The 6,043-nt window shown below is 45.3% G+C and carries 7 protein-coding genes; 2 read left to right on the top strand and 5 right to left on the bottom strand.

Features of this window, described 5'->3' with window-relative positions; translation table 11 throughout:
• Both GMES_RS12280 and purD read left to right on the top strand, forming a co-directional pair.
• Positions 1-552, top strand: a 552-nt coding sequence (locus GMES_RS12280; RefSeq protein ID WP_039987350.1) for a class I SAM-dependent methyltransferase, incomplete at its 5' end; no start/stop codon positions are given.
• Between the two features lie 101 nt (positions 553-653).
• Positions 654-1,937: a phosphoribosylamine--glycine ligase gene (gene purD, locus GMES_RS12275; protein ID WP_006993024.1), complete on the top strand. Its 1,284-nt coding sequence runs from the start codon at positions 654-656 to the stop codon at positions 1,935-1,937.
• Between the two features lie 137 nt (positions 1,938-2,074).
• Here the strand turns inward: purD and GMES_RS12270 are convergent, their stop codons facing one another.
• The 5 genes from GMES_RS12270 to GMES_RS12255 form a co-directional block, all read right to left on the bottom strand.
• The gene (locus GMES_RS12270) at positions 2,075-3,007 is read right to left on the bottom strand and encodes a GGDEF domain-containing protein (protein ID WP_006993023.1); all 933 of its coding nucleotides are present in this window, start codon (positions 3,005-3,007) and stop codon (positions 2,075-2,077) included.
• A gap of 89 nt (positions 3,008-3,096) precedes the next feature.
• Positions 3,097-3,261: a hypothetical protein gene (locus tag GMES_RS22620; protein WP_153811077.1), complete on the bottom strand. Its 165-nt coding sequence runs from the start codon at positions 3,259-3,261 to the stop codon at positions 3,097-3,099.
• A 67-nt stretch (positions 3,262-3,328) separates the two neighbouring features.
• Entirely contained in the window at positions 3,329-3,877 is a 549-nt protein-coding gene (locus tag GMES_RS12265; protein WP_006993021.1) for a BON domain-containing protein, read from the bottom strand.
• 183 nt (positions 3,878-4,060) lie between these two features.
• A complete protein-coding gene (locus GMES_RS22270) occupies positions 4,061-4,234 on the bottom strand; it encodes a DUF1328 domain-containing protein (protein WP_006993020.1) in 174 nt (57 codons plus the stop codon).
• A gap of 216 nt (positions 4,235-4,450) precedes the next feature.
• On the bottom strand, positions 4,451-5,788 hold the full coding sequence (locus GMES_RS12255) for a magnesium transporter (protein ID WP_006993019.1): 1,338 nt from the start codon (positions 5,786-5,788) through the stop codon (positions 4,451-4,453).
• Positions 5,789-6,043 lie beyond the last annotated feature (255 nt).

Below are 6,043 nucleotides of genomic sequence, written 5' to 3'. Positions count from 1 at the left end.
TTTTACGCTGCGCACTTTTATGTTGATGAGAACACCAACGAGTTTTATAAAAAATCTCGTGAACAATTTGAGCAGAAAATCACTGCATTAAAAAGCTATCAAAACGTTAAGGTCACTACCTTTCACCCAATGAAAGCCACTGATTTTGCGCCAGCTGAATCCCTTGACCGCGTGCTCACCTTTCGCAACATCCATAACTGGTACATGCAAGACGGTGATGAAGGTGTAGAGAACGCCTTTAAAGCTTTTTACAAAGCATTAAAGGTCGGCGGTGTGCTTGGGGTGGTTGAGCATAGCTTACGCGAATCACAAAGCAGCGCGTTGCAGCAAAGCTCTGGTTACATGAAGCAGTCATATGTTATCGCTCTTGCTGAAAAAGCTGGATTTACCCTAGCAGGTAAAAGTGAGATCAACGCCAATAAATTAGATAGCGGCGAGCACGAAAAAGGCGTGTGGACCTTACCCCCGAGCTTACGCTTAGGCGAGAAGGACGAAGGTAAGTACCTGAAGATTGGCGAGAGCAATCGTATGACCTTAAAGTTCGTAAAATAAACCTGTATTAGGCTAGCGATTAGCCATTCAAAACGCCGCCTTATTGAGCGGCGTTTTAATAAATAGCCCTCTTTATTAACCCATTTTTTAAAGCGAATCTCATGAAAGTATTGATAATTGGCGGCGGTGGTCGCGAGCATGCTCTAGCTTATAAAGCAGCACAATCAAACGGTGTAAGCCAAGTTTATGTTGCCCCTGGTAATGCAGGAACGGCCCTTGAGCCAAAACTCGAGAATGTTGCCATCGGCGTTGAAGATATCAGCGCGCTGGTCACTTTTGCCAAACAAAATGCGATTACTTTAACCATAGTGGGCCCAGAAGTACCCCTTGTATTAGGCGTGGTAGATGCATTTCAAGCCGAAGGTTTAGCGATTTTCGGCCCAAGTAAAGCTGCTGCACAGCTTGAAGGTTCAAAGGCATTCACTAAAGATTTTTTAGCCCGTCATAAAATCCCTACAGCTGAATATCAAAATTTCACTGAGATTGAGCCAGCCTTGGCCTATTTGCAACAAACAGGCGCTCCTATCGTGATAAAAGCTGATGGCCTAGCCGCAGGCAAGGGTGTGATTGTCGCTATGACCCTAAATGAAGCCGAAGATGCGGTGCGCGATATGCTGGCGGGCAATGCTTTTGGCGAAGCAGGCAGTCGTGTTGTCATTGAAGAGTTCTTGGACGGTGAAGAAGCTAGCTTTATTGTCATGGTTGACGGCAAAAATGTATTACCTTTTGCCACCAGCCAAGATCACAAACGTGTTAGCAATGGCGACACAGGACCAAACACAGGTGGTATGGGCGCGTATTCACCTGCGCCCGTTGTGACTGATGAGATTCACCAGCGGGTCATGGATGAAGTGATCTACCCCACGGTACAAGGCATGGCAAGTGAAGGGAACGATTACCACGGTTTCTTGTATGCGGGCTTGATGATCATGGCCGATGGCACACCTAAGGTGATTGAATATAACTGCCGCTTTGGGGATCCTGAAACACAACCCATCATGATGCGCTTGCAGTCTGACCTTGTTGAGTTGGTTCAGCTTGCGGTTGACGGTAAGTTAGATCAAGCCACTGCAAAGTTTGACCCTAGAGCCGCTGTGGGCGTAGTACTCGCCGCAGGTGGTTATCCGCAAGCTTATAAAAAAGGCGATGTAATTTCAGGGTTAGGTCAAAATGAAAGCGACGTAGCTAAGGTTTTTCACGCTGGTACAAAAGACGTCGACGGTAACGTAACAACCAACGGTGGGCGAGTATTGTGCGCAACAGCCTTAGGTGAAACAGTTACTGAGGCACAACAGCGTGCTTATGGGCTGGCCAAGAGCATAAGCTGGGATGGCATGTTCTACCGTGACGATATTGCCTATCGCGCCATTGCTCGTGAGAAGTAAAGGTTAGACGTTAAAATCTGAAAGCTAAAAATAGAAAGCGCGAAAACGGCGCTTTTTTATGCGCTTAAATGGGCTTTCTTATACCAACTCCATTAGATAATTAGCCACTCAGCGAAAATTTATTGGAATTGGTACTACTAACTCACAAGTCTGTTACGGCCTTGTTTCTTAGCTTGATAAAGACACCGATCAGCTTGATCAACTAGAAATTCAGGGTGATTAAAGGTGTGGTCGTTAATGTCATGGTGCTTGAGTGTTGCCACTCCAACACTGACAGTGACTTTGCCATTAACGGTAGATGCCTGGTTCTTTATATCTAGAGCTTCAACGTTGTGTAATATCATTTCAGCTATTTTTTGCGCGCCAACTTTATCGGTGAAAGGTAACAGTGCTAGAAACTCTTCGCCACCGTAACGTCCCATAGCATCGCTCTCACGCTGCAAACTCCCTTGAATGGTTGTGGCTACCTTCTTTAAGCACTCATCACCCGCTACGTGGCCATAGGTATCATTAAATCCCTTGAAGAAATCAATATCAATCATTAGCACTGACAGCTCATGTTGCCCACGAATAGCCGCGTACCAAAAACGGTTGTAAGTTGTGTCGAGCTGCATGCGGTTAGGTACGCCAGTCAGACCGTCGGTACAGGAGATAAGCGCCAGCGTGCGAAGCTTAGCCGATACCTGCATATGATTTCGGATCTTGATGTTGAGCATAGCGATATCCGCTGGTAGCTCAACGTAGTCTAACGCACCCGCTTCTAGACCAGACAAAATCAAAGGTTCAGGCTTATCTCTACCATACAAGATAAGCGGAATGTCTATTGTTAAAGGGTGCTTCTTTAAACGCGTACAGATGAAAAGCCAGTCACTGTCTCGGGGAGACACTCTGATCAATACTAGGTCAATAGGTGCATTTAACGTTAACTTAAGGGCCTCTTCGTTATCGTCACACACGAGCAAATGAAATGATATAGAAAATTGACAGGTGAGTGCTTCCAACATTTCGCCGGGTGAATCAACCACCAGCAACGTTTGCTTTAGAACATTTGCACTCTCTGGATTATGCATTTCGGCTCTGCGTTTTGATCAGCTAGGTGCTTAACTCGCATGTCGCCACAGCACCTAATCAATATGAAAGACGCCTCATTGTTCAATAATCAAACAGCAGTTTCAATACCTTCCTGCTGTTTTTGCATGAGTATTTTTCTTAGCAGTGCATTTTCCTCAACTAATCGTTCAACAAGCTCCAATTCATTGGGCTCTGGCTTGTCTACTTTGTCGAACCAGTTAAAGTATGCATTCTTGTTGTGCTTATCCATCATAATACCTCTTACTACATTTATAATTTTTGAGCATTGTCACGTTACGTTCTGCAACGCGTGCAATGGTTTATTCGCTAACTTTTAACTTGCTCACCACTTTTTCTACATCGATGGCCTTCTGGGCAATATCTACTGCTCGTTGCTTTTCAGCGTCGTTTTTTACTTGCCCTTGCAAGACGACCACTCCTTTAGTGCTGTTTACGTCGATTTCGGTACTGCTGATATCAGGTGCCGCCAGTAGACGGGTTTTCACCACAGTGGCCACTTTTTCATCAGTTAACTTAGTCTGAACCGAGCTGTCTTCATTTTCACCTGGGGAAAACACGGTAAGCATGTTCTCTACCCCAGTCACCCCGTCAACGCCAATCGCTAATTCTTGCGCCAGGGCCTTATCCAAATCTGTTTCCACCTTGCCTCGCAGAGTCACCAAGCCATTATCAACGTCTGTATCAATACCGGTTGCATCTAAGTTGCCATTTAGCAACAAGGTGGCTTCTACATAACCATCAATCCAACCATCAAGCGCACTGGCTTTCCAGTAGTTACCGGCTTGCGCGCCAACACTGGCGGTACTTAACGCGGTAATCAGGGTTATGCCTTGTAATATCTTTTTCATCGCTGCCTCACACATTCGCATTAGACGTTCAAAACACAACTAATGCGATAATGATGCCAAGAATAAATCTCTGATTTGTTTATCAAAAACAATCTTTCTCGAGCTTTGACGCGGCTATAAGCTCCTCTTGGCAAAGCACTATCGGCCTGACGTCAGAGGTATAGATAACTCTCTTGTAAGTGATTACTTATGCAGCTTATGTTGTTTAAAAGCCAACACACTAAATAGCACGACAAACGCGACGCATAACAGAAAAATCACTTTTGCAATACTGGCTGCGACGCCAATCACTCCACCAAAACCAAAAACGGCCGCTATTACGCCAAGCACAAAAAATGTTAGGGCCCAAGTCAACATACACACTTCCTTTAAAACGGATAAACGAAGGAGTTAATGCTCCTTCGACAGAGTGCAGTAAGCGACATACGTGCCAACATCTGAACTTGTCCTTAAGCCCTGCCCTATGGTGCTCAACTATTCTTCGATACCCTTATCCTTGTAGGTTTTGCAGTGAGCTACGAAAAAATTACACATTGAATATTTGCTCCGCCTTTGACTGTACTTTGACCTAAATCAAAGTAGGAATAACGTCCCCAAACCAAGAAATGCGACAAAACCTACAATATCTGTGACCGTCGTTAAAATCACTGACCCCGATAACGCTGGGTCGATGTTAAACTTGTTTAACACCATAGGCACCACGACTCCAGCCGCTGCGGCGGCAACGATATTTAATAAAATCGCCAAGCAGATCACCAATCCAAGCATTGCGTCTGAAAACCAAAAATAGGCGATACAACCAATCACCAATGCCCACACCACACCGTTTAAACCTCCAACACTCAACTCTTTCTTGAGCAAGGCTTTCACGTTAGAGCCAGTGACTTGCCCTAAAGCAAGGCCGCGTATCATCAAAGTCAGGGTTTGGCTGCCTGCTATGCCTCCCATACTCGCCACAATGGGCATAAGAACCGCTAGCGCTACCACCTGTTGTAATGTTGCCTCAAACATCCCGATGAAACCTGAGGCTAAAAAGGCCGTCAGTAAGTTGATACCTAACCAAACCGCCCGGTTCTTTGCGCTCTTAGGGACCGACGAAAACAAATCTTCGTCTTCATCCATACCTGCAGTCGCCATAATTTGGCGCTCATAAAATTCATTCAGTAGTTCACTAGCTGTGGAGACGTCTAAACGACCCAGCACTTTGTTTTGTTCATCTACAACTGGCAATGAAGCAAAGCCTGAACGTTGAACCATCAAGGATGCCGTGGTTAGCTCGTCACTGGCGTTGATGGTATCGAATACCTCTTCTGATAAATCCACCAAGGGCACATGCTCGGGTAATCCCATTACGTTGGTTAGCTTTACTGCTTCTGAAAATTGACCTGCACGGTTAACCAAGAAAATGGTGTCTGCATGGGTTGGCACATCTCGGCGAATCAAACGCAATGCATCGCGCACTTTGGCGTTTAAGGGCAACACAAGAGGGTCTTGGCTAAGCCAGTGGCCAATTTCATCATCACTAAATTGACTCGCGTCAGTGAAATACTGGCGCTGTTGCTTATCCATGGCATCCAGCGCTTTATCAACCAAAGCATTCGGTAATGAATCAGACAACTCCAGCAATTGCTCAGCGTCCACCTCAAAGAAAATCGCTTCCCATTCACTTATATCAGTGGCAGAAATTAACGTCTCGCGAGGATCCCCGCGCATAGCAACCAGCACATCTAGTCGACGTCGTTTGGGTATTCCTTCCCACACTTTTAGGCGCTGTTCTAGGGGTAAGGACTCTAACAGTAATGCCACGTCATCGGTGTCTTGCGCCGCTACAAGTGCCACTACATTATCTTGTTCACCGCGCTCTGGAGCCGATACAACTTCTTCAATCAACTCGGGTAATAATTCAGCCATGGTGACTCCTATCCAAAATGGGCTAGATAATGATGATGTGAAAATACCAAATATAAAAACAATAGATAACGACACACTTATCATCAGTAGACGTAACACTATCGAAAAAAGTCACATTTTTTATGACATAAGCCTGCGCCAGTTGGTTTGACTGACTCGTTACGTCGGTTATCGGTGGGTTAAATAAGTTACGCGTCATTGCAGTATAGTTATTGAGGTGAAAATGCTAGCCCGTTTCAAAACATTTTTATTTTT

Origin of the sequence: Paraglaciecola mesophila KMM 241, assembly GCF_000315015.1 — a bacterium.
Lineage (GTDB): Bacteria > Pseudomonadota > Gammaproteobacteria > Enterobacterales > Alteromonadaceae > Paraglaciecola > Paraglaciecola mesophila.
This window is presented reverse-complemented; position numbering and strand designations above follow the sequence as displayed.

Coding starts and splice junctions, on each gene's coding strand:
- purD (WP_006993024.1), top strand. CDS start 654: ATGAAAGTATTGATAATTGGCGGCGGTGGTCGCGAGCATGCTCTAGCT.
- GMES_RS22620 (WP_153811077.1), bottom strand. CDS start 3,261: ATGATGGATAAGCACAACAAGAATGCATACTTTAACTGGTTCGACAAA.
- GMES_RS12265 (WP_006993021.1), bottom strand. CDS start 3,877: ATGAAAAAGATATTACAAGGCATAACCCTGATTACCGCGTTAAGTACC.
- GMES_RS12255 (WP_006993019.1), bottom strand. CDS start 5,788: ATGGCTGAATTATTACCCGAGTTGATTGAAGAAGTTGTATCGGCTCCA.
- GMES_RS12270 (WP_006993023.1), bottom strand. CDS start 3,007: ATGCATAATCCAGAGAGTGCAAATGTTCTAAAGCAAACGTTGCTGGTG.
- GMES_RS22270 (WP_006993020.1), bottom strand. CDS start 4,234: ATGTTGACTTGGGCCCTAACATTTTTTGTGCTTGGCGTAATAGCGGCC.